At 64.7% G+C, this 22019-nt stretch carries 18 protein-coding genes; 15 read left to right on the top strand and 3 right to left on the bottom strand.

All coding sequences use genetic code 11. The annotated features are described in order from the left end of the window. Positions 1-27: 27 nt before the first annotated feature. Positions 28-441: a YbaN family protein gene (locus MF6396_RS07345; RefSeq protein ID WP_043860378.1), complete on the top strand. Its 414-nt coding sequence runs from the start codon at positions 28-30 to the stop codon at positions 439-441. Positions 442-476: 35 nt separating this feature from the next. After that, entirely contained in the window at positions 477-1835 is a 1359-nt protein-coding gene (locus tag MF6396_RS07340; protein WP_058541436.1) for a CoA transferase, read from the top strand. Between the two features lie 94 nt (positions 1836-1929). Here the strand turns inward: MF6396_RS07340 and arcD (MF6396_RS07335) are convergent, their stop codons facing one another. Beyond that, complete coding sequence (gene arcD / locus MF6396_RS07335) at positions 1930-3357, bottom strand: arginine-ornithine antiporter (RefSeq protein WP_054915087.1); 1428 nt, start codon at positions 3355-3357, stop codon at positions 1930-1932. A gap of 441 nt (positions 3358-3798) precedes the next feature. On the opposite strand from arcD (MF6396_RS07335), the gene arcD (MF6396_RS07330) reads away from it, so the two are divergent. The 12 genes from arcD (MF6396_RS07330) (at position 3799) to MF6396_RS07275 (ending at position 17936) form a co-directional block, all read left to right on the top strand. After that, on the top strand, positions 3799-5226 hold the full coding sequence (gene arcD / locus MF6396_RS07330; RefSeq protein ID WP_054915088.1) for an arginine-ornithine antiporter: 1428 nt from the start codon (positions 3799-3801) through the stop codon (positions 5224-5226). 33 nt (positions 5227-5259) lie between these two features. After that, a complete protein-coding gene (arcA, locus tag MF6396_RS07325; protein ID WP_043862423.1) occupies positions 5260-6516 on the top strand; it encodes an arginine deiminase in 1257 nt (418 codons plus the stop codon). Between the two features lie 82 nt (positions 6517-6598). Continuing rightward, positions 6599-7609 (top strand): ornithine carbamoyltransferase, encoded by a 1011-nt coding sequence (locus MF6396_RS07320; RefSeq protein ID WP_043862424.1) that lies wholly within the window; start codon positions 6599-6601, stop codon positions 7607-7609. A gap of 52 nt (positions 7610-7661) precedes the next feature. After that, the gene (gene arcC / locus MF6396_RS07315; RefSeq protein WP_043862425.1) at positions 7662-8591 is read left to right on the top strand and encodes a carbamate kinase; all 930 of its coding nucleotides are present in this window, start codon (positions 7662-7664) and stop codon (positions 8589-8591) included. Between the two features lie 54 nt (positions 8592-8645). After that, the gene (locus MF6396_RS07310; protein ID WP_043862426.1) at positions 8646-9005 is read left to right on the top strand and encodes a DUF5064 family protein; all 360 of its coding nucleotides are present in this window, start codon (positions 8646-8648) and stop codon (positions 9003-9005) included. A gap of 139 nt (positions 9006-9144) precedes the next feature. Further along, positions 9145-10662, top strand: a complete 1518-nt coding sequence (locus MF6396_RS07305; RefSeq protein WP_078479980.1) for a sigma-54-dependent transcriptional regulator — start codon at positions 9145-9147, stop codon at positions 10660-10662. A gap of 254 nt (positions 10663-10916) precedes the next feature. Next, positions 10917-11300 carry a glycine cleavage system protein GcvH gene (gene gcvH, locus MF6396_RS07300; RefSeq protein ID WP_043862428.1) on the top strand — a complete coding sequence of 128 codons (384 nt, stop codon included), beginning with the start codon at positions 10917-10919 and terminating at the stop codon, positions 11298-11300. 10 nt (positions 11301-11310) lie between these two features. Beyond that, positions 11311-14166 (top strand): aminomethyl-transferring glycine dehydrogenase, encoded by a 2856-nt coding sequence (gcvP, locus tag MF6396_RS07295; RefSeq protein WP_078479979.1) that lies wholly within the window; start codon positions 11311-11313, stop codon positions 14164-14166. A gap of 100 nt (positions 14167-14266) precedes the next feature. Beyond that, positions 14267-15643 (top strand): L-serine ammonia-lyase, encoded by a 1377-nt coding sequence (locus MF6396_RS07290; RefSeq protein ID WP_078479978.1) that lies wholly within the window; start codon positions 14267-14269, stop codon positions 15641-15643. Positions 15644-15672: 29 nt separating this feature from the next. Next, positions 15673-16797: a glycine cleavage system aminomethyltransferase GcvT gene (gene gcvT, locus MF6396_RS07285; RefSeq protein WP_058541434.1), complete on the top strand. Its 1125-nt coding sequence runs from the start codon at positions 15673-15675 to the stop codon at positions 16795-16797. Positions 16798-17137: 340 nt separating this feature from the next. After that, entirely contained in the window at positions 17138-17350 is a 213-nt protein-coding gene (locus tag MF6396_RS07280) for a cold-shock protein (RefSeq protein ID WP_003175786.1), read from the top strand. A gap of 97 nt (positions 17351-17447) precedes the next feature. Beyond that, positions 17448-17936 carry an RDD family protein gene (locus MF6396_RS07275; protein ID WP_043862432.1) on the top strand — a complete coding sequence of 163 codons (489 nt, stop codon included), beginning with the start codon at positions 17448-17450 and terminating at the stop codon, positions 17934-17936. Positions 17937-18019: 83 nt separating this feature from the next. On the opposite strand, the gene lptG is transcribed toward MF6396_RS07275, so the two are convergent. Together lptG and lptF are read right to left on the bottom strand one after the other, a co-directional pair. Further along, on the bottom strand, positions 18020-19081 hold the full coding sequence (lptG, locus tag MF6396_RS07270; RefSeq protein WP_043862433.1) for an LPS export ABC transporter permease LptG: 1062 nt from the start codon (positions 19079-19081) through the stop codon (positions 18020-18022). Beyond that, complete coding sequence (lptF, locus tag MF6396_RS07265) at positions 19074-20189, bottom strand: LPS export ABC transporter permease LptF (protein WP_078479977.1); 1116 nt, start codon at positions 20187-20189, stop codon at positions 19074-19076. The genes lptG and lptF overlap by 8 nt, the downstream gene beginning before the upstream one ends. 287 nt (positions 20190-20476) lie before the next feature. Between lptF and MF6396_RS07260 the strand changes: the two genes are divergently transcribed. Continuing rightward, positions 20477-21970 carry a leucyl aminopeptidase gene (locus MF6396_RS07260; protein ID WP_078479976.1) on the top strand — a complete coding sequence of 498 codons (1494 nt, stop codon included), beginning with the start codon at positions 20477-20479 and terminating at the stop codon, positions 21968-21970. The last annotated feature ends 49 nt before the right edge of the window (positions 21971-22019 follow it).

Below are 22019 nucleotides of genomic sequence, written 5' to 3'. Positions count from 1 at the left end.
CCCTCACCTGTGCAGTCAATGGACCCCATGACCCGCCCATCCACCTCCAAGCTGTCCCGCGTGCTGTTCGGCCTGCTTGCCTATGTAAGCCTGGGCATCGGCCTGGTGGCCATCGTGATCCCCGGCCTGCCGACCACCGAGTTCATCCTGCTCGCGGCCTGGGCTGCCACGCGCAGCTCGCCGCGCCTGAGCGCCTGGTTGGAAAACCACCGGTTGTTCGGGCCGATCCTGCACAACTGGCGCAACGGCAAGGTGATTCAGCGCCGGGCCAAGGTCAGCGCCACGCTCAGCATGCTGCTGTGCGCCGGCCTGATGCTGGTGTTCATCGGCCTGCGCTGGCCGGTAGGGCTCGCCATCGGCGGCATGGCCCTGGGCAACCTGTGGATCTGGTCGCGCCCCGAGCGCGTGCCTGCCGCCCCGCATTTGACCAATCAGCCCTGATGGTCTGCAATGGCCCACCAACGGGAGGGCCAACCATGAGTCATGTTCTCAACAGCATCGTCAGCGCCCTGGGGTTAGCCCAGGATGCGCTTGAGCACCTGCACCTGCACACTGCAGGAGCCCTGCCATCGACCTTCGAAGTCACCGAACTGGCCAGTGCCAGCATTGCCGCCACGGGCCTGGCCATCGCCGACCTGCTCGCCGGCCAGACCGGCACGCGCCCCGGGGTGCAGGTGGACCGACGTCTGAGCTCCCTGTGGTTCGCCACCAGCATTCGCCCCCAGGGCTGGAGCCTGCCGCCGCTGTGGGACGCCGTGGCAGGCGATTACCCGACCCGCGATGGCTGGATCCGCCTGCACACCAATGCCGCGCATCACCGCGCCGCTGCCGAACGGGTGCTGGGAGCGGTACACGACCGCGATCAGATGGCCCGGCGGGTTGTCGAGTGGGAGGCAGAGGCGCTGGAAACTGCCGTGGTGGCTGCGGGCGGATGTGCCGCGCAGATGCGCAGCTGGCAGCAATGGTCGGCGCACCCGCAGGGCATGGCGGTCAATGCCGAGCCGCTGATCGATCGCAAGGCTGGGCCGGCTGGCGTACTCAAGGGCTGGACCGGCACCGCGGCGCAGCCGCTCAAGGGCGTACGCGTGCTGGACCTGACGCGCATTCTTGCCGGGCCCGTTGCCAGCCGCCTGCTGGCGGGGTTCGGTGCCGACGTGTTGCGCATCGATCCGCCGGGCTGGGAGGAGCCCTCGGTGGTGGCCGAGGTGACCTTGGGCAAGCGCTGCGCGCGCCTGGACCTGCATGCTGCAGAGGACCGCGCGGTGTTCGAAGGCCTGCTGGCAGGTGCCGATATCCTCCTGCACGGCTACCGCGCCGACGCGCTGGAGCGCCTCGGCTATGGCGCCGAACAACGGCGCAGGCTCAACCCCGGGCTGATCGATGTCAGCCTCAATGCCTATGGCTGGAGCGGCCCGTGGCAGCATCGTCGCGGTTTCGACAGCCTGGTGCAGATGAGCAGCGGGATCGCTCGCGAGGGCATGCGCTGGCGTCAGGGCGAGCGGCCGGTGCCGTTGCCGGTGCAGGCCCTGGACCATGCCACCGGCTACCTGATGGCGGCTGCCGCGATCCGTGCACTGGATGAGCGGCTGCGCAGCGGCTGTGGCGGCTCGGCGCGTCTGTCGCTGGCGCGCACGGCCAAGCTGCTGGTGGACCAGGGCACGGTGATCGAGGACTTGCCGTTGGCCGGCGAAACCGAGGCAGACCTGGCCCCGGCCGTGGAGCAGACGCCGTGGGGGCCGGCCAGGCGCCTGCAGGCGCCGTTGCAGGTGCAAGGCGCGCCGCTGGTATGGGCGCGGCGGGCTTGCGAGCTGGGGTCGGCCGAGCCTCGCTGGTGACCGCCAGAGGCTCTTCGCCGGCAAGGCCGGCTCCTACAGAAGGTCGCACCAACCTGTAGGAGCCGGCCTTGCCGGCGAACACCTCGACACCGCTCTAAAGCGTCAACCACCCCGCATACAACGCATACGCCGCCACCCCCGCCCCCACCAGCACCGCCGCGAAAATCAGCTTCTCCCACCCGGTGAACAGCGGCTGCCCCTGCTCGTGCTTGGCGCGGTAGAACAGGATCACCCCCGGCGCGTACAGCAGCGCCGACAGCAGCAGGTACTTCAGCCCCCCGGCGTAAAGCAGCCAGATCGCATACACCAGCGCCACCCCGGCCACCAGCAGGTCCTTGCGCCGCGCCCCGGGGTGGCGCTCATAGGTTTCCCCGCGCAGTGCCAGCAGAAACGCATAGGCCGCCGACCACAGGTACGGCACCAGGATCATCGATGACGCCAGGTAGATCAGGCTGGTGTAGGTGCCCGCAGAGAACAGCGTGATCAGCAGGAACAGCTGGATCATGCAGTTGGTCATCCACAGCGCATTGACCGGCACATGGTTGGCATTCTCACGGGTCAGAAACCGCGGCATGGTCTTGTCGCGGGCGGTGGCGAACAGGATCTCGGCACACAGCAACGCCCACGACAGCAGCGCCCCCAGCAGCGACACCGCCAGCCCCAGGCTGATCAGCAGCCCGCCCCAGGGCCCGACGATATGCTCCATCACCGAGGCCAGTGACGGGTTCTGCAAGCCGGCAAGCTCCGGCTGGGTCATCACCCCCAGCGACAGCACGTTGACCAGCACCAGCAGCGCCAGCACCCCGAGAAAGCCGATCACCGTGGCCTTGCCCACGTCCGAACGCCTTTCGGCACGGGCCGAATACACGCTGGCGCCCTCGATGCCGATGAACACGAACACGGTCACCAGCATCATGTTGCGCACCTGGTCCAGCACCCCGCCGAACTTGGGGTTGCTCAGCCCCCAGATGTCGCGGGTGAAGATATCGGCACGAAACGCCACCGCCGCGATCACGATGAACATCACCAGCGGCACCACCTTGGCCACGGTGGTCACCAGGTTGATGAACGCCGCCTCCTTGATGCCGCGCAGTACCAGAAAGTGCACCGCCCACAGCAATAGCGAAGCGCAGGCGATGGCGATCGGCGTGTTGCCCTCCCCGAACACCGGAAAGTAGAAGCCCAGGGTGCTGAACAGCAGCACGAAGTAGCCCACGTTGCCCAGCCAGGCGCTGATCCAGTAGCCCCAGGCCGACGAAAAGCCCATGTACTCGCCAAACCCGGCCTTGGCATAGGCATATACACCCGAATCGAGCTCGGGCTTGCGGTTGGCCAGGGTCTGGAACACGAACGCCAGCGCCAGCATGCCCACGGCGGTGATGCCCCAGCCGATCAGCACGGCGCCGACATCGGCCCGGGCGGCCATGTTCTGCGGCAGCGAGAAGATACCGCCACCGATCATCGAGCCCACCACCAGCGCGACGAGCGCACCCAAGCGCAGTTTCTGTCCTGGTTCGGACATGCAGTTCCCCTTTTCGTCCCGCGTTGTCATGGTGCTGTTACACACTAGGCCTAAATATAAGCACAGCCCTGACGTTTATAGTGGATTGTCTTCAAAACTATAACCTTCATAACTAGTACGTCTATGCCGAGGCGAACTAAACAGTGAGTTTTGCGTACCCCATCTACTTCATCAAGCAAACAAGATCTTTTCTCGTCAAAAATTTGCTAAACCCGTAAAAGCGACTAGCTTCAAATCTCGCAGCCATTCAGAGCGAATGCTCTAGAAAAAGGCTGGAGGTGCCATTGCACAAGGCTTGCGGGGTGTCGGCGAGGCGCCGGCTGCAGCGCTTCAAGTCCTTCAACAACAATGGAATGTATCAATGAACTGACCTGAATCAGCTCTCGTCACGCTTGCTGGATTTATTCTGGCATCTCTCTTCTCCTGGAATGGAGTTATCCAATGTCAGACACTCCCGGAAAACTACGACTGGGTGCGTTAGTCGCACTTGTAGTGGGTTCCATGATCGGCGGCGGCATCTTCTCGCTGCCGCAGAACATGGCCGCCAGCGCCGATGTCGGCGCCGTGCTGATCGGCTGGGGCATCACCGCCATCGGCATGCTGACCCTGGCCTTCGTGTTCCAGACCCTGGCCAATCGCAAACCTGACCTGGACGGCGGCGTATACGCCTACGCCAAGGCCGGTTTTGGCGACTACATGGGCTTTTCGTCCGCCTGGGGCTACTGGATCAGTGCCTGGCTGGGCAACGTGGGCTACTTCGTACTGCTGTTCAGCACCCTGGGCTACTTCTTCCCGATCTTCGGCGAAGGCAACACCCCGGCGGCGATCATCGGTGCCTCGATCCTGCTGTGGGCAGTGCACTTTCTGGTGCTGCGCGGCATCAAGGAAGCGGCGTTCATCAACCTGGTCACCACCGTGGCCAAGGTCGTGCCACTGGCGCTGTTCATCCTGATTGCCCTGTTCGCGTTCAAGCTGGACATCTTCACCGCCGACATCTGGGGCACGATGAACCCGGACCTGGGCAGCGTGATGAACCAGGTGCGCAACATGATGCTGGTCACCGTGTGGGTGTTCATCGGCATCGAGGGCGCCAGCATCTTCTCGGCCCGCGCCGAAAAACGCTCCGACGTGGGCAAGGCCACCGTGATCGGCTTCATCACCGTGCTGCTGTTCCTGGTACTGGTGAACGTGCTGTCGCTGGGCATCATGACCCAACCGGAACTGGCCAAGCTGCAGAACCCGTCGATGGCCGCCGTGCTCGAGCACGTGGTCGGTCACTGGGGCGCGGTGCTGATCAGCGTCGGCCTGATCGTCTCGCTGCTGGGGGCCCTGCTCTCGTGGGTACTGCTGTGCGCCGAGATCATGTTCGCCGCAGCCAAGGACCACACGATGCCGGAGTTCCTGCGCCGCGAGAACGCCAACCACGTGCCGGCCAACGCCCTGTGGCTGACCAACGCCATGGTGCAGATCTTCCTGGTCATCACGCTGTTCTCGGCCAGTACCTACCTGTCGCTGATCTACCTCGCCACCTCGATGATCCTGGTGCCCTACCTGTGGTCGGCGGCCTATGCGTTCCTGCTGGCACTGCGCAGCGAAACCTATGAACAGGCCCTGGCCGAACGCAAGAAAGACCTGATCATCGGCGGTATCGCACTGCTCTATGCCATCTGGCTGCTGTACGCCGGTGGCGTCAAGTACCTGCTGCTCTCGGCCCTGCTGTATGCCCCTGGCGTGGTGCTGTTCGCCAAGGCCAAGCGCGAGGTGGGCCAACCGATCTTTACCAACGTGGAGAAGCTGATCTTCGCCGCCGTAGTCATTGGCGCCCTGGTGGCGGCCTATGGCCTGTACGACGGCTTCCTGACTCTGTAACCCCCCGTATTCGCAACTTGGAGGAAATGAACCATGTCCACGGAAAAAGCTAAGTACGGCGTACATTCCGAAGCCGGCAAACTGCGCAAAGTGATGGTTTGCTCCCCAGGCCTGGCTCACCAGCGCCTGACGCCGAACAACTGCGACGAACTGCTGTTCGACGACGTACTCTGGGTCGCCCAGGCCAAGCGCGACCACTTCGACTTCGTGACCAAGATGCGCGAGCGCGGCATCGAAGTGCTGGAAATGCACAACCTGCTGACCGACATCGTCGCCATGCCCGAAGCACTGGACTGGATTCTGGAGCGCAAGGTCACCGCCGACTCGGTGGGCCTGGGCCTGATCAACGAAGTGAAATCCTGGCTGCGCAGCCTGGAGCCGCGACACATCGCCGAGTACCTGATCGGCGGCGTCTCGGCCGATGACCTGCCCGACAGCTTCGGTGGCAAGACCATCCAGATGTTCCGCGACTTCCTGGGCCACTCCAGCTTCATCCTGCCGCCGCTGCCCAACACCCAGTTCACCCGCGACACCACCTGCTGGATCTACGGCGGCGTGACGCTGAACCCGATGTACTGGCCGGCGCGTCGCCAGGAGACCCTGCTGACCACCGCCATCTACAAGTTCCACCCGCAGTTCACCAACGCCGATTTCGAGATCTGGTACGGCGACCCGGACAAGGACCACGGCAACTCCACCCTCGAAGGCGGCGACGTGATGCCTATCGGCAACGGCGTGGTACTGATCGGCATGGGCGAACGCACGTCGCGTCAGGCCATCGGCCAACTGGCGCTGAACCTGTTCAAGAACAAGGCCGTGGAACGCGTGATCGTGGCCGGGCTGCCGAAGTCCCGCGCTGCGATGCACCTGGACACCGTGTTCAGCTTCTGCGACCGCGACCTGGTCACGATCTTCCCCGAAGTGGTGAACCAGATCGTCGCCTTCACCCTGCAACCCGACGAAAGCAAGCAGGGCGGCATCGACATCCGCCGCGAAGAAGCCAGCTTCCTCGATGTGGTGGCCAAGGCCCTCAAGCTGCCCAAGCTGCGCGTGGTTGAAACCGGTGGCAACAGCTTCGCCGCCGAACGCGAGCAGTGGGACGACGGCAACAACGTGGTGGCCGTGGAGCCGGGCGTGGTCATCGGCTACGACCGCAACACCTACACCAACACCCTGCTGCGCAAGGCCGGTGTCGAGGTCATCACCATCAGTGCCGGCGAACTGGGCCGCGGACGTGGGGGCGGCCACTGCATGACCTGCCCGATCGTGCGCGACCCAATCGACTACTAAAACGACCATCGTCCGGCCGCGCCCACAAGGCGCCGGCCGGGCCGATCAGCCCTTTGCGTTCTAAAAGAACAGGAGCAACATCATGGCGTTCAACATCCACAACCGCAGCCTGCTGAGCCTGGAACACCACACCCCGCGCGAGCTGCGCTACCTGCTGGACCTGTCCCGTGACCTCAAGCGTGCCAAGTACACCGGCACCGAGCAGCAGCACCTCAAGGGCAACAACATTGCGCTGATTTTCGAGAAGACCTCGACCCGCACCCGTTGCGCCTTCGAAGTGGCCGCCTATGACCAGGGCGCCAACGTCACCTACATCGACCCCAACTCCTCGCAGATCGGCCACAAGGAGAGCATGAAGGACACCGCCCGCGTGCTCGGGCGCATGTACGATGCCATCGAGTACCGTGGCTTCAAGCAGGAAGTGGTCGAGGAACTGGCCAAGTTCGCCGGCGTACCGGTGTTCAACGGCCTCACCGACGAATACCACCCCACCCAGATGATCGCCGACGTGCTGACCATGCGCGAGCATGCCGACAAGCCGATCCACGACATCAGCTACGCCTACCTGGGCGATGCGCGCAACAACATGGGCAACTCGCTGCTGCTGGTCGGCTCCAAGCTGGGCATGGACGTGCGTATCTGTGCGCCCAAGGCCCTGTGGCCGCATGACGACCTGGTGGCACGCTGCAAACAGTACGCAGAGGAAAGCGGTGCCCGCATCACCCTCACCGAAGACCCGAAAGCTGCGGTCAAGGGCGTGGACTTCATCCACACCGACGTGTGGGTATCGATGGGCGAGCCGGTCGAAGCCTGGGGCGAACGCATCAAGCAACTGCTGCCATACCAGGTCAACGCCGAGCTGATGAAGGCCACCGGCAACCCACGCACCAAGTTCATGCACTGCCTGCCGGCGTTCCACAACTCCGACACCAAGGTCGGCAAGCAGATCGCCGAGCAGTACCCGCACCTGGCCAACGGCATCGAAGTGACCGATGACGTGTTCGAGTCGCCGGCCTGCATCGCCTTCGAGCAGGCGGAAAACCGCATGCACACGATCAAGGCGATCCTGGTGTCGACCCTGGCCGACCTGTAACCCCGCCGGGAGCCGGCGCTGCCGGCTCCTGCACCCTAGAAAGGACATCATCATGCGTATCGTTGTTGCATTAGGCGGCAACGCCCTGCTGCGCCGCGGCGAGCCCCTTACCGCCGACAATCAGCGCGCCAACATCCGTATCGCCGCCGAACAGATCGCCAAGATCCACCCCGGCAACGAACTGGTCATCGCCCACGGCAACGGCCCGCAGGTCGGCCTGCTGTCGCTGCAGGCGCAATCCTACAAACCCGACGAAGCCTACCCGCTGGACGTGCTCGGTGCCGAAACCGAAGGCATGATCGGCTACATCATCGAACAGGAGCTGGGCAACCTGCTGGATTTCGAGGTGCCCTTCGCCACCCTGCTGACCCAGGTGGAAGTGGACGCAAACGACCCTGCCTTCAAGGACCCGACCAAGTTCATCGGCCCGGTCTACGGCAAGGAAGAAGCCGAGCGCCTGGCCAAGGAAAAAGGCTGGGTGGTCAAGGCCGACGGCGACAAGTTCCGCCGCGTGGTGGCCAGCCCCAAACCCAAGCGCATCTTCGAGATCCGCCCGATCAAGTGGCTGCTGGAAAAGAGCAGTATCGTGATCTGTGCCGGGGGTGGCGGCATCCCCACCATGTATGGTGAGAACGGCAAGCTGCAGGGCATCGAGGCGGTGATCGACAAGGACCTGTGCTCGTCGCTGCTGGCCGAACAGCTGGACGCCGACCTGCTGGTGATTGCCACGGACGTGAACGCGGCGTATGTCGACTTCAACAAGCCGACCCAGAAAGCCATCGCCCAGGCCCACCCGGACGAACTGGAGCGCCTGGGCTTTGCCGCAGGCTCCATGGGGCCGAAGGTGCAGGCCGCTTGCGACTTTGCCCGGCACACCGGCAAAGTAGCGGTTATCGGCTCGCTGGCCGATATCGAAGACATCGTCAAGGGCACTGCCGGCACTCGGGTGAGTACGTCCAAGCCGGGTATCGACTACCGTTGATGCAGTTGGGCGGATCTGCAGGTCCGCCCGTTTCAACCTTCCAGAGGAGCCGCCATGGCCATATTCGAACCCGGTCATCTGCACATCGAGCGCCATGCGCTGAACAAGGCCGATTACAGCTACAACCTGTGCATCGACTACAAGGTTGAGCAGGATCCCAAGGAAGGCAAAGGCATGAGTTTTCGCATGCATGGCACCATCGAGGACAAGCCGATGGACGAAACCTTCTTCATGCCCAAGGACCAGGCCTTCGACTTCGCGCGGCAGGCCTCGATCATCGCGCAGAAGTACGGCATGCCCAAAACCGCCAGCATCAGCTCGCTGCACAAGATCTACGACATGATGTTCGAGGATGTGCGCGCACAGCTCGATGTGAAATCGGGCGACCCGGTCAAGCCCGAGCACCTGGGCTAGCTCACCACGACCTCATCGAGGGTCAAGCCCGCTCCCACAAAAATCACCTGCGCCTGTGGGAGCGGGCTTGACCCGCGATTCGACCGCACCACGCCCGCCAAGGCATACTTGCCATCCCGGCAAGCCAGAACATCCCCCCATGCGTATCCACGTCAGCTTCATCGACCGCGTCGGCATCACCCAGGAAGTGCTGGCCCTGCTCGGTGCCCGCCACCTCAACCTGGACGCCGTGGAGATGGTGCCGCCCAACGTCTACATCGACGCCCCGACCCTGAGCCCCGACGTGCTCGAAGAGCTGCATGACGCGCTGTTCAACGTGCACGGCGTGCAAAGCGTGAAAGTGGTCGACATCCTCCCCGGACAGCGCCGCCACCTGCAGCTCGATGCCCTGCTCGCCGCCATGAGCGACCCGGTCCTGGCCCTGGACAGCGCCGGCCATGTGCTGCTGGCCAACCCCGCATTGATCGCCCTGTGCGGCCAGGACCCGGAGGGCCGCTCGGTGGGTGAGCTGTTCGGCGACCCGCAACTGCTCGATGCGCTGATCGAACAGGGTTTCCACCTGCCCCTGCGCGAAGTCACCCTCAACGGCCAGACCCTGCTGCTCGACGCCACCCCGATCACCAACGCCGGCGCCCTGCTGACGCTGTACCAGGCCAACCGCATCGGCGAACGCCTGTCGGCCCTGCACCACGACCATGCCGAAGGCTTCGACGCGCTGCTCGGCGACTCGCCGCCCATCCGTACCCTCAAGGCCCGCGCCCTGCGTGTGGCGGCGCTGGATGCGCCGCTGCTGATCCACGGCGAGACCGGCACCGGCAAGGAACTTGTAGCCCGTGCCTGCCACGCCATCAGCAGCCGCCACAGCGCACCCTTCCTGGCACTGAACTGTGCGGCGCTGCCGGAGAACCTGGCCGAGAGCGAGCTGTTCGGCTACGCCCCCGGTGCCTTCACCGGCGCGCAACGCGGCGGCAAGCCGGGGCTGATGGAGCTGGCCAACCAGGGCACGGTGTTTCTCGATGAAATCGGCGAGATGTCGCCTTACCTTCAGGCCAAGCTGCTGCGGTTTCTGAGCGATGGCAGCTTTCGCCGCGTGGGCGGTGATCGCGAGGTCAAGGTCAACGTGCGCATCCTCAGCGCCACCCACCGCGACCTGGAAAAGATGGTTGCCGAAGGCAGTTTTCGCGAAGACCTGTTCTACCGCCTGAACGTGCTCAACCTGGAAGTGCCGCCGCTGCGCGAGCGTGGCCAGGACATCCTGATGCTGGCCCGTGCCTTCATGCGCCAGGCCTGCACGCAGATCCAGCGTCCGCTGTGCCGGCTGGCGCCGGGCACCTACCCGGCGTTGCTGGGCAACCGCTGGCCGGGCAACGTGCGCCAGTTGCAGAACGTGATCTTTCGCGCTGCGGCCATCTGCGAGAGCAGCCTGGTGGATATTGGTGACCTGGACATTGCCGGCACCTCGGTGGCGCGCCAAAGCGATGGTGAAGTGGCCAGCCTGGAGCAGGCCGTGGAGAACTTCGAGCGTGGCCTGCTGGAAAAGCTCTACGCCACCTACCCCTCCACCCGCCAGTTGGCCGGTCGCTTGCAGACTTCGCACACGGCTATTGCGCATCGGCTGCGCAAGTATGGCATTCCCGGAAAGGAAACCCTTCCGTAGCGAATTCGATACACCGTATCGATTTCGCTACATCGCCCGTTTGCCACTGTAATGCAAGGTTTTGATCCCTCTGCGCTTTTTCAATACTCGAAAGGTGTAGCGATTTCGCTACGACCTGCATAACGAGCACCGCTGACAAATACATAACCAATTGATTTGTAAGCATTTTTTATAAATGGCCACGAACTTGCTAAGGAGATGTCAGTTCCGGGCTGGCCTGATGGTGAGCCCTACCGCACCCCTGAGGAGTTCCCATGAGCGAGTTGCGTTTTACCGAAGATCACGAATGGCTGCGCGCCGAAGCCGACGGCAGCGTCACGGTCGGGATCACCGCCTTTGCCCAGAACGCATTGGGTGACGTGGTCTATGTGCAACTGCCGGAACTGCAAACCTACGAAGCCGGGGCCGAAGCCTCCACCGTCGAATCGGTCAAAGCCGCCAGCGGCGTGTACATGCCGCTGACCGGTGAAGTGGTGGCAGTCAACGAACAGCTGCAGGACAGCCCCGAGCTGGTCAACGAAGATCCGCTGGGCGAAGGCTGGTTCTTCCGCTTCATCCCGGCCGATGCCGGCGCCGTCGCGCAACTGCTCGACCAGGACGCCTACGACCGTCTGATCAAAGCCAACGCCGACGCCTGAGGAAATCACCATGACCATCAACCTCGGCACCGCCAATCAGTTCATCGCCCGTCATATCGGCCCGCGCGACACCGACGAGCAGGCCATGCTCGCCACCCTGGGCTTCGACTCGCTGGAGGCCATGAGCGCCGCCGTGATCCCCGACAGCATCAAGGGCACCAGCGTGCTCGAGCTCGGTGACGGGCAGAGCGAAGCCGATGCCCTGGCCTCGCTCAAGGCCATCGCCGGCAAGAACCAGCTGTTCAAGAGCTTCATCGGCCAGGGCTACTACAACACCCACACCCCGGCACCGATCCTGCGCAACCTGCTGGAAAACCCGGCCTGGTACACCGCCTATACCCCCTATCAGCCCGAGATTTCCCAGGGCCGCCTGGAAGCGCTGCTGAACTTCCAGACCCTGATCAGCGACCTCACCGGCTTGCCGATCGCCAACGCCTCCCTGCTCGACGAAGCCACGGCCGCCGCCGAAGCCATGACGTTCTGCAAGCGCCTGAGCAAGAACAAGGGCAGCCACGCCTTCTTCGCCTCGGTGCATTGCCACCCGCAGACCCTCGACGTGCTGCGCACCCGTGCCGAGCCGCTGGGCATCGAGGTGGTGGTGGGCGACGAGCGCGAGCTGGGCGACGTGAGCGCCTTCTTCGGCGCCCTGCTGCAGTACCCGGCCAGCAACGGCGAGGTGTTCGACTACCGCGAACTGGTGGAGCGCCTGCATGCCGCCAACGCGCTGGTGGCGGTAGCCGCCGACCTGCTGGCGCTGACCCTGCTGACCCCGCCGGGTGAGTTCGGCGCCGACGTGGCCATCGGCAGCGCCCAGCGCTTCGGCGTGCCGCTGGGCTTCGGCGGCCCGCATGCGGCGTACTTCTCCACCCGCGATGCGTTCAAGCGCGACATGCCCGGGCGCCTGGTCGGCGTGTCCATCGACCGCTTCGGCAAGACCGCCCTGCGCCTGGCCATGCAGACCCGCGAGCAGCACATCCGCCGCGAGAAGGCCACCAGCAACATCTGCACCGCCCAGGTACTGCTGGCCAACATCGCCAGCATGTACGCCGTGTACCACGGCCCGCAGGGCCTCAAGCAGATCGCCCAGCGCACCCACCAGCTGACCGCGATCCTGGCCAGCGGCCTCAAGGCACTGGGCGTGAACGTTCAGAACGCCGCGTTCTTCGACACCCTGACCCTGGCCACCGGCGGCGCGACTGCCGCGCTGCATGAACAGGCGCGCGCTCGCCAGCTCAACCTGCGCCAGATCGATGCCGAGCACCTGGGCCTGTCGCTGGATGAAACCAGCACCCAGGCCGATGTCGAGGCCCTGTGGCAGCTGTTCGCCAATGGCCAGGCCGTACCGGACTTCGCCGCGCTGGCCGCTGCCACGCCAGCACGACTGCCGGCCGCCCTGCTGCGCCAGTCGGCCATCCTCGAACACCCGGTGTTCAACCGCTACCACAGCGAAACCGAACTGATGCGCTACCTGCGCAAGCTGGCCGACAAGGACCTGGCGCTGGACCGCACCATGATCCCGCTGGGCTCGTGCACCATGAAGCTCAACGCCGCCAGCGAAATGATCCCGGTGACCTGGGCCGAGTTCGGCAACCTGCACCCCTTTGCCCCCGCCGAGCAGAGCCAGGGCTACCAGCAACTGACCGACGAGCTGGAGGCCATGCTGTGCGCCGCCACTGGCTATGACGCCGTGTCGTTGCAGCCCAACGCCGGTTCGCAGGGCGAGTACGCCGGCCTGCTGGCGATCCGCGCCTACCACCAGAGCCGGGGCGATGCCCGCCGCGATATCTGCCTGATTCCCTCGTCGGCCCACGGCACCAACCCGGCCACCGCACACATGGCCGGCATGCGCGTGGTGGTCACTGCGTGCGATGCCCGTGGCAACGTCGACATCGACGACCTGCGCGCCAAGGCCATCGAGCACCGCGACCAGTTGGCCGCGCTGATGATCACCTACCCGTCCACCCACGGTGTGTTCGAGGAGGCCATCGGCGAGATCTGCGCGATCATCCACGACAACGGCGGCCAGGTGTACATCGACGGCGCCAACATGAACGCGATGGTCGGCCTGTGCGCCCCGGGCAAGTTCGGCGGCGACGTGTCCCACCTGAACCTGCACAAGACCTTCTGCATCCCCCACGGCGGTGGCGGCCCGGGCGTCGGCCCGATCGGCGTCAAGGCGCACCTGGCGCCGTTCCTGCCGGGCCATGCGCACCTGCACAACCCCCAGGGCGCGGTATGCGCGGCGCCGTTCGGCAGTGCCAGCATCCTGCCGATCACCTGGATGTACATCCGCATGATGGGCGGCGCCGGGCTCAAGCGTGCGTCGCAGATGGCGATCCTGAATGCCAACTACATCGCCCGCCGCCTGGAAGAGCACTATCCTGTGTTGTACACCGGCGGCAATGGCCTGGTGGCGCACGAGTGCATCCTGGACCTGCGCCCGCTCAAGGACAGCAGCGGCATCAGCGTCGACGACGTGGCCAAGCGCCTGATCGACTTCGGCTTCCATGCCCCGACCATGTCGTTCCCGGTGGCCGGCACGTTGATGATCGAGCCGACCGAGAGCGAGGCCAAGGAGGAACTGGACCGTTTCTGCAACGCCATGATCTGTATTCGCGAAGAGATTCGCGCAGTGGAGAACGGCAGCCTGGACAAGGACGACAACCCGCTGAAGAACGCCCCGCACACCGCGGCCGAGCTGGCCGGCGAATGGCCCCACGGCTATAGCCGCCAGCAGGCGGTGTACCCGCTGCCATCGCTGGTGGAGGCCAAGTACTGGCCACCCGTGGGGCGTGTCGACAACGTGTTCGGCGACCGCAACCTGATCTGCGCCTGCCCGTCGATCGAAAGCTATCAGGACGCCTGAGGGCCTCTTCGCCGGCAAGGCCGGCTCCTGCAGAGCCCGCGCGCATCTGTAGGGGCCGGCCTTGCCGGCGAAGCTTTTCAACCTGCACGAGGGTACGACCATGTCACTCAGCGTCTTCGACCTGTTCAAGATCGGCATCGGCCCCTCCAGCTCCCATACCGTCGGGCCGATGCGCGCAGCCGCGCGTTTTGCCGAGGGCCTGCGCCGCGACGACCTGCTGGCCAGTACCGCCAGCGTCAAGGTCGAGCTGTACGGCTCGCTCGGCGCCACCGGCAAGGGCCACGGCAGCGACAAGGCGGTGCTGCTGGGGCTTGAGGGCGAACACCCCGACAGCGTCGACACCGACACCATCGCAGCGCGCCTGCAGGCGATCCGCAGCAGCGGGCAGCTCTACCTGCTGGGCGAGCACGCCATCGAATTCAACGAAAAACAGCACCTGGCGATGATCCGCAAGCCGCTGGCCTTTCACCCCAACGGCATGATCTTTCGTGCCTTCGACGCCGCCGGCCTGCAGGTACGCAGCCGCGAGTACTACTCGGTGGGCGGCGGTTTCGTGGTCGACGAAGGCGCCGCCGGGGCCGATCGTATCGTCGAGGACAGCACCACACTGCCCTACCCGTTCAAGACTGCCCGGGAACTGCTTGGCCACTGCACCACGCATCACCTGAGCATCAGCCAGGTGATGCTGGCCAATGAATCGGCCTGGCGCCCCGAGGCCGAGACCCGCAGCGGCCTGCTGCACATCTGGCAAGTGATGCAGGACTGCGTGGCTGCCGGCTGTCGCAACGAGGGCATTCTGCCCGGCGGGCTCAAGGTCAAGCGCCGCGCTGCGGCCCTGCACCGCCAGCTGTGCGCCAACCCCGAGGCGAGCCTGCGCGATGCGCTGTCGGTACTCGACTGGGTCAACCTCTATGCCCTGGCGGTCAACGAAGAGAATGCCTCCGGCGGTCGCGTGGTCACCGCCCCCACCAATGGCGCTGCCGGCATCGTGCCGGCGGTGCTGCACTACTACATGCGCTTCATCGGGGGTGCCAGCGAAGACGGCGTGGTGCGCTTTCTGCTCACCGCCGCTGCCATCGGCATCCTGTACAAGGAAAACGCCTCGATCTCGGGGGCCGAGGTGGGCTGCCAGGGCGAGGTCGGGGTGGCCTGTTCGATGGCAGCCGGGGCCCTGTGCGAGGTGCTGGGCGGCAGCGTGCAACAGGTCGAGAACGCCGCCGAAATCGGCATGGAACACAACCTGGGCCTGACCTGCGACCCGATTGGCGGGCTGGTCCAGGTGCCCTGCATCGAACGCAATGCCATGGGCTCGGTCAAGGCGATCAACGCGGTGCGCATGGCCTTGCGCGGCGACGGGCAGCACTTCGTCTCGCTCGACAAGGTGATCCGCACCATGCGCCAGACCGGCGCCGACATGAAAAGCAAATACAAGGAGACCGCCCGCGGCGGTCTGGCCGTCAACATCATCGAGTGCTGACAACCTCAAGCCTCTAGAAGGAGTCATCAATGTCCACCGACACACTGCTGCAAACACCGCTTCATGCCCTGCATCTGGAACTGGGCGCGCGCATGGTGCCGTTCGCCGGCTACGACATGCCCGTGCAGTACCCGCTGGGGGTGCTCAAGGAGCACCTGCACACCCGCGAACAGGCCGGCCTGTTCGACGTGTCGCACATGGGCCAGATCCGCCTGGTGGGCGCCGATGCCGCCAAGGCCCTGGAAACCCTGGTGCCGGTCGACATCATCGATTTGCCGGTGGGCATGCAACGTTACGCGATGTTCACCAACGAACAGGGCGGCATCCTCGACGACCTGATGGTTGCCAACCTGGGCAACGACGAACTGTTCCTGGTGGTCAACGCCGCCTGCAAGGACCAGGACCTGGCCCACCTGCGCCAGCACATCGGCACGCTGTGCCAGGTGCAGCCGCTGTTCGAAGAGCGTGCCCTGCTGGCCCTGCAGGGCCCGGCGGCGGTCAAGGTGCTGCAGCGCCTGGCCCCCGAGGTGGCGGACATGACCTTCATGCAGTTCAAGCCCGTGGTGTTGCTGGGCGTGGACTGCTACGTGAGCCGTTCGGGCTACACCGGCGAAGACGGCTTCGAGATCAGTGTGCCCAGCGCCAGCGCCGAGGCCCTGGCCCGCCACCTGCTGGCCGAGCCGGAAGTGGCCGCCATCGGCCTGGGCGCGCGCGACTCGCTGCGCCTGGAAGCCGGCCTGTGCCTGTACGGGCATGACATGAATGCCGACACCACGCCGATCGAGGCAAGCCTGCTGTGGGCCATCTCCAAGGTACGCCGCGCCGATGGCTCGCGGGCGGGAGGCTTCCCCGGCGCTGCTGCGATCTTCGCCCAGCAGCACAGCGGCGTGGCGCGCAAGCGCGTCGGCCTGCTGCCGCAGGAGCGTACCCCGGTGCGCGAAGGGGCCGAGATCGTCGATGAGGCCGGCACGGTGGTCGGCAGCATCTGCAGCGGAGGCTTCGGGCCCACGCTGGGCGCGCCAGTGGCGATGGGATATGTGGACCAGGCCCATGCAGCGCTCGATACACCGCTGTGGGCCATCGTGCGCGGCAAACGGGTGGCGATGAAAGTCAGCAAGATGCCGTTCGTTGCCCAGCGCTACTATCGCGGCTGAAACAGCGCAATTGAAACAAGGTGTCATGGCGCGTTCGGGATATTCGTTTTCGAACGCGTTTTACAACTTTCGAACACGCCCGACAGCGGCCCGCAAACAGCCCCGGCAATTTCCCGCCAGGCCCCGTGGTGCGGCGCTCTGCGGGACTTGTTTTTGCAATCGAAATGAGTGTAGATTCACTGCACTGTGTTTGCATGGGTCGCTATGGTTCGTGACCTGGGCAGTAGCGCCGAGTTTTGCTACAACCCGTTCGACGTCTCTTACTTTCCTGCAACCCAGCCCAGTACTCTTTCAATGAAAGAAACTGTTACTAATTCTAAGTTTCAAAGGAAATAAGACAATGTCCCAACGTCAGAGCGGTACCGTCAAGTGGTTTAACGACGAGAAAGGTTTTGGTTTCATCACTCCAGAAAGCGGTCCGGATCTGTTCGTACACTTCCGCGCTATTCAGGGCAACGGCTTCAAGAGCCTGAAAGAAGGCCAGAAAGTGACCTTCGTTGCTGTGCAGGGCCAAAAAGGCATGCAAGCCGACGAAGTTCAAGCCGAAGCCTGATCTTCATCAACGAAAGAGCCCCTGCTGGCAACAGCAGGGGCTTTTTTGTGCGCGCAATTCCGTAGAATGGGCGCTTTGTCACCCGGAGCCTGAGCGCATGCCCAAGCAACTTCTTCAACCACAGGGCGAGTTCCCCGTGGTCGGCCTGGGCCGTCGCCTGGCCGCGATGTTCTATGACTTCCTGTTGTGCACCGCCCTGCTGATGGTGACCACGCTGGTGTACAAGATGGTGCAGATGGCGATCATCGGCGAGACGCGCATGCGTGCCCTGACCGAGGCGGGGGCGCTGGATGGCGATCCATTGCTGTCGACCGTTCTGCTGTTCATGCTGTTCGGCTTCTTCGCCAAGTTCTGGACCCACGGCGGCCAGACCCTTGGCATGCAGGTATGGGGCATCCGCGTGCAGAATGCCGACGGCAGTGCCATCAGCCTGTGGCAGGCACTGCTGCGCTTTGTGGTGTCGATTGCGTCGTGGCTGTGCCTGGGCCTGGGGTTTCTGTGGTCGCTGGTGGACAAGAAAAAACGCGCCTGGCATGACATGTACTCGGAAACCCAGCTGGTGCGGATTCCCAAGCGCAAGAAGTAGAACCGCAGCGCACCGTTCGCCGGCATAGGCAACCAATGAAAAAGCCGACCCTGAGGTCGGCTTTTTGTTGGCCAGGGTAATCGCTACCCCGCCCTGCGTAGCAACCACACCCCCGCCAGCGCACAGATTGCCGCCGGGATCACCACCGCCAGCAGCGGCGGGAAGCCGAACACCTGGCTCGAAGGGCCCAGCAGGTCCTGGGCGATGCGGAACACGAAGCCCACCAGCACCCCGGTGAACACCCGCTGGCCCAGCGTCACCGAACGCAGCGGGCCGAAGATGAACGACACCGCCATCAGTACCAGCGCCGCCGTGACCACCGGTTGCAGCACCTTGGTCCAGAACGCCAGCCAGTAGCGCGCGTTGTTCAGGCCCTGGTCGGAGAGGTAATGAATGTAGTCCCACAGCCCGCTGATCGACAGCGACTCGGGCGCCAGTACCACGGTGCTGAGCAGCTCGGGGGTCAGCGCGACGTCCCAGCGCTCCTCGGCATTGTGGATGACTTCGGTGTGGTCCCCACGGAAGTGCGTGGTGGTCACGTCGGTCAGTTCCCAGTGGCCCTGGGTGTATTGCGCCCTGCGCGCAAAGCTGGAGGTCTGCATGTGACGCTCGTTGTCGAAGCGATAACGCGTCACGCCCAGCAACAGCCCATTGGGCTGCACGGTGTTGATGTGCACGAACTCCTCGCCCTGGCGGTGCCACAGGCCGCGCTTGGAGCTTTGCGCCTCACCGCCACCCTGCGCCAGCGAACGGTCGGCCTGGGCCTTGTTCTCGGTCACGGGTGCCAGGTACTCGCCCATCAGCACGCCGATCAGCATCAGTACCAGCATCGGCTTCATGACCGCCCATACGATGCGCCCGATGGACACGCCGGCAGCGCGCATGATGGTCAGTTCGCTGCTGCTGGCCAGGCTGCCAAGGCCGATCAGGCAGCCGATCAGCGCGGCCATCGGCAGCATGTCGTACAGGCGCCGTGGCGCGGTCAGCAGCACGTAGTTGCCCGCGTCCCACAAGGTGTAGGTATCGCTGATGTCGCCCATCTCGTCGATGAAGGCGAACAGCGACGCCAGGCCGAGGATGATCCCCAGCACGGCGAGGATGGCCATGAACACGCTCTGGCCGATGTAGCGATCGAGTTTAGCCACGGGCCACCTCCGCACGACGGCTGGCGCGCTTGAGGCGCAGCGGTTCCCAGAACATCAGGCCCAGGCCGATCAGCAGGAACAGCCCATGCACCGGCCACAGGCCCAGGCCGATAGGCAACTTGCCTTTCTCCAGGGCGCCGCGGGCGGCAATCAGAATCGTCAGGTAAGCCATATACAGAAGGATCGCCGGCAGCAGCTTGAGGAAACGGCCCTGGCGCGGGTTGACCCGCGACAGCGGCACCGCCATCAGGGTCACGATGAACACCAGCAGCGGCAGCGACAGGCGCCACTGCAGTTCGGCACGCTCGCGCAGCCCGGTACTGCCGATCAGTTCGGACGTCGGGATGGCCTCGCGCTCGGTGACTTCCTGGCTGACCTCCGGCTTGGGCAGCAGCACACCGTAGGTGTCGTACTTGATGGCGCGGTAATCGGCCTGGCCCGGGTTGCCGTCGTAGCGGTAGCCGTTTTCAAGGATCAGGTAGCGGTTGCCGTCGGCCTGCACTTCCTGACGGCCCTTTTCGGCCACCAGCACGGAGATACCACGGTCCTTGCTCTTGTCCTGGGACAGTCGCTTCTCGGAAATGAACACGCCGGCCAGCTTTGAACGGTCATCCGACAGCTGCTCGGTGTAGGTGACCCGCGAACCGTCGCGCAGGTTCTGGAAGCGGCCCGGCACCAGGGTGTCGAACTCGGTCAGCGCATCCTGCTGGTTGATGATCTGCGATACCTGGGTCACGCCCTGGGGCGCCAGGCTCAGGCTCAGCCAGGCTACCAGCACCGCGACCAGTGCCGCCGGCATCAGGGTCATGCCCAGCAGGCGCTGCTGGCTCATGCCGGTTGCCGAGAGCACGGTCATCTCGCTTTCCAGGTACAGCCGGCCGTAGGCCAGCAGGATGCCCAGAAACAGGCCCAGCGGCAGGATCAGTTGCAGAAAGCCCGGCAGGCGGTAGCCCATGATCAGGAACAGTACGCCCGGATCGAGCATGCCCTGGGCCGCCTGGGCCAGGTATTTGATGAAGCGCCCGCTCATGATGATGACCAGCAGCACAGCGCTGACGGCACTCAAGGTCACCAGGACCTCGCGGGACAGATAACGGAAGACGATCAAACCAGACACTCCTGGGTTGTCAGGCTCGGACAGCCGAACAAGGGAAAACGTTGCAACCAAGATAGTCGCCCGCCCGCCAAAGGCGAACCCGGACAAAAGTGCGCGCATTATCCTGTGAATGGCCGTGCCTGTCACTTGGCGCCGTGCAAAGCTTCATCTCGGGGTTGTCAGCGCGCCCGCCGCAGGCTCAAACTGGGCGCTTTCTGACTGGCCCGCCACGGCGCGCCAGGCCGCTTCGAGCGCCTGCACCGCCAGCGCGCACTGACAGTTCATTCGGGGACCCTGACATGGAATTGGTTGTAAAAAGCGTAGCCGCAGCATCCTTGAAAACCGCCACCCTGGTACTGAGCGTGGGTGAAGGCCGCACACTGGGCGCTACCGCCAAGGCCGTGGACGACGCCAGCAACGGCGCCCTGAGCGCAGTGCTCAAGCGCGGCGACCTGGCCGGCAAGGTCGGCCAGACCCTGCTGCTGCAAGGCCTGGCCGGGGTCAAGGCCGAGCGCGTATTGCTGGTGGGGACCGGCAAGGACGCCCTTGCCGACCGCGCCTGGCGCAAGCTGGCGGGCAGCGTGCTCAATGTGCTCAAGGGCCTGGCTGGCAGCGATGCGGTGCTGGCACTGGACGACGTTGCCGTGACCGGCCGCGATGCCAACTACGGCAAGGTACGCCTGCTGGCCGAGAGCCTGCTCGATGGTCAATATGTATTCGATCATTACAAGAGCAAGAAGGCCGAGCCGATCGCCCTGAAGAAGATCACCCTGCTCAGCGACAAGGCCGGCCTGGCCGAGGTGGAGCGCGCCGTCAAGCACGCCACCGCGATCGCCAACGGCATGGGCTTCACCCGCGACCTGGGCAACCTGCCGCCGAACATCTGCCACCCAAGCTATCTGGCCGAACAGGCCAAGGCGCTGGGCAAGGAGTTCAAGGGCCTCAAGGTCGAGGTGCTGGACGAGAAGAAGATCAAGGACCTGGGCATGGGCGCGTTCTACGCCGTGGGCCAGGGCAGCGATCAGCCGCCACGCCTGATCGTGCTCAGCTACCAGGGCGCCGCCAAGAAGAGCGAGAAGCCTTACGTACTGGTGGGCAAGGGCATCACCTTCGACACCGGCGGCATCAGCCTCAAGCCCGGTGCCGGCATGGATGAAATGAAGTACGACATGGGCGGTGCAGCCAGCGTGTTCGGCACCCTGCGTGCCGTGCTCGAACTCAAGCTGCCGATCAACCTGGTGTGTGTACTGGCCTGTGCCGAGAACATGCCCAGCGGTGGCGCCAGCCGTCCGGGCGACATCGTCACCACCATGAGCGGGCAGACCGTCGAAATCCTCACCACCGACGCCGAAGGCCGCCTGGTGCTGTGCGACGCACTGACCTACGTGGAGCGCTTCAAGCCGCAGGCGGTGATCGACATCGCCACCCTGACCGGCGCCTGCATCGTCGCCCTGGGCAGCCATACCTCGGGCCTGATGGGCAACGACGACGAACTGATCGGCCAACTGCTGGACGCCGGCAAGCGTGCCGACGACCGCGCCTGGCAACTGCCGCTGTTCGACGAATACCAGGAGCAGCTCGACAGCCCGTTCGCCGACATCGCCAACATCGGCGGCCCGAAGGCGGGCAGCATCACCGCCGGCTGCTTCCTGTCGCGCTTTGCCAAGGCCTACCACTGGGCCCACCTGGACATCGCCGGCACGGCCTGGACCAGCGGCGGCAAGGACAAGGGCGCCACTGGCCGCCCGGTACCGCTGCTGACCCAGTACCTGCTCGACCGCGCCAACGCCTGAGGCGCCGTCCACCGGCCGCGCTGCAAGGCGTAGCCGGTGGGCCACCCCA

Source organism: Pseudomonas sp. MF6396 (assembly GCF_002018915.1).
Classification (GTDB): domain Bacteria; phylum Pseudomonadota; class Gammaproteobacteria; order Pseudomonadales; family Pseudomonadaceae; genus Aquipseudomonas; species Aquipseudomonas palmensis.
The sequence above is the reverse complement of the archived record's forward strand: the minus strand, read 5'-3'. Positions and strand labels throughout refer to the sequence as shown.